The organism is Streptomyces bobili, from assembly GCF_002154575.1.
GTDB lineage: Bacteria > Actinomycetota > Actinomycetes > Streptomycetales > Streptomycetaceae > Streptomyces > Streptomyces bobili.
Genome location: NZ_MUBA01000844.1, coordinates 1 through 1,752 on the forward strand (window position 1 = coordinate 1; position 1,752 = coordinate 1,752).

General features: G+C 68.4%; 2 protein-coding genes and 1 pseudogene. 1 reads left to right on the forward strand and 2 read right to left on the reverse strand.

Annotation, left to right across the window (positions count from 1 at the left end; all coding sequences use genetic code 11):
- The coding region (locus BZL64_RS38120) for an amino acid permease (protein WP_143663462.1) at positions 1 to 663 on the reverse strand (663 nt) is incomplete at its 3' end.
- A gap of 227 nt (positions 664 to 890) precedes the next feature.
- Here BZL64_RS38120 and BZL64_RS38125 point away from each other — a divergent pair.
- On the forward strand, positions 891 to 1,376 hold the full coding sequence (locus BZL64_RS38125) for a ribose-5-phosphate isomerase (RefSeq protein ID WP_086773502.1): 486 nt from the start codon (positions 891 to 893) through the stop codon (positions 1,374 to 1,376).
- Positions 1,377 to 1,570: 194 nt separating this feature from the next.
- On the opposite strand, the pseudogene BZL64_RS39395 reads toward BZL64_RS38125, so the two are convergent.
- A pseudogene (locus tag BZL64_RS39395) lies at positions 1,571 to 1,714 on the reverse strand (acetate kinase); the annotation flags it as partial.
- Between the last annotated feature and the right edge of the window lie 38 nt (positions 1,715 to 1,752).

The window sequence follows — 1,752 nt, forward strand, 5'->3', positions numbered from 1 at the left end:
GGTCAGGATGGCGCCGGGCCCGTGGGGAAGGAAGCCGCCGTGGTCGACGAGGTTGCCGACGCCGGCCTTGTCGCTGTCGACACCGGGCAGCACGCCGAACACGGCGAGCCCGCCGATGACGATGAAGGCACCGATGGCGACGACCTTGATGCCGGCGAACCAGAACTCGAACTCGCCGTAGGAGCCGACGGAGACCAGGTTGGTGGCGGTCAGCACCACCATCACGATGAGCGCCCACCCCCACTGCGGCACGGCGGGGATCCACGATTCGAGGATGGCGGCACCGGCGGTGGCCTCCACGGCCAGCACGACGACCCAGAAGAACCAGTAGAGCCAGCCGATGGAGAACCCGGCCCAGGGGCCGAGCGCGCGGTCGGCGTGCGCGGAGAACGAACCCGAGGTCGGGTTGGCGGCGGACATCTCGCCCAGCATCCGCATCACCAGCACCACGAGCGTGCCGACGAGGGCGTAGGAGAGAAGGATGCCGGGGCCTGCGGTGGCGATGCCGGAGCTTGAGCCGACGAACAGTCCGGCTCCGATGACACCACCGATGGCGATCATCGAGAGGTGACGGTTCTTGAGGCCCGCGTGGAGACCGGAGTGGGGATCTCCGGGATCTCCGGGGCCGCTTCCGGCCTTCGTCAGGGTCGGCTGCGAAGTCATGGGACGGATTTCCTTTGCGCCGCGTGAGGGGGTCTCCCGTACGAGCGGTGTACGGGCCGTACGGGAGGCGTACGAGCCGGACCAGTGAATCTGAGGTGAATGGATTCGGGAACCTTTGATTCCGGATCGTTACTTGAGGTTTTCCTGAGCTTCCATTGCGTTGCCCCCACATTTCCGGCGCGATACCCGGCGCTGCTACCCGGCGACACCCGTGTCACACTCATCCCATGCGCGTGTATCTCGGCTCGGACCATGCCGGCTTCGAACTCAAGAACCACCTCGTCGAATGGCTGAAGGAGGCGGGTCACGACCCGGTCGACTGCGGCCCGCACATCTACGACGCCCAGGACGACTACCCGCCCTTCTGCCTCCGCGCGGCCGAGCGGACCGCCGCCGACCCCGACGCCCTCGGCATCGTCATCGGGGGCTCCGGAAACGGCGAGCAGATCGCCGCGAACAAGGTGAAGGGCGTCCGGGCTGCCCTCGCGTGGAGCGAGGAGACGGCCTCCCTGGGCCGCCAGCACAACAACGCCAACGTCATGGCGGTGGGCGCCCGCATGCACACCCAGGACGAGGCGACGAAGTTCGTCGAGACCTTCCTCGCCACCCCGTTCTCGGGCGACGACCGTCACATCCGCCGCATCGACATGCTGACGGCCTACGAGACGACCTCGGAACTCCCCCCGATCCCGGCACACCACCCGCAGGGCTGACCCGGCCGGACGGGCGACGCGGAGGGGTCCGGCGGAGTCCCGGACGAGGCTGAGGCCTCCCGTTTCCCCTCCCTCCTCCCCCTTCCAGAGCCAGAGCCAAGGGCCAAGGGCGATGATTGGCAGATTCCGGCCGGCGAACTGCCGTTTCCACGGCGTGTCTCTGGCCCGTATCTGCCAATTGCTCGGGCTTGACGGACCGCGTCGTCGATCACGGTCGGCTCGGTGAAGTGCTTGCCGCCGTGCACGACCCGGTGCCCGATCGCCGCCAACTCCGGTGAGTCCAGGCCGAGTCCGTCCTGGGCGAGTTCCTCGGCGACGGCCTTGAGCGCCGCGTCGTGGACCGATTCGACCGCGCGAGGCCGCACGCCTTAGCGCG

What these genes read in the sequence shown, in the direction of transcription:
- BZL64_RS38125 (WP_086773502.1), top strand. Translation starts at nt 891, where the DNA reads ATGCGCGTGTATCTCGGCTCGGACCATGCCGGCTTCGAACTCAAGAAC.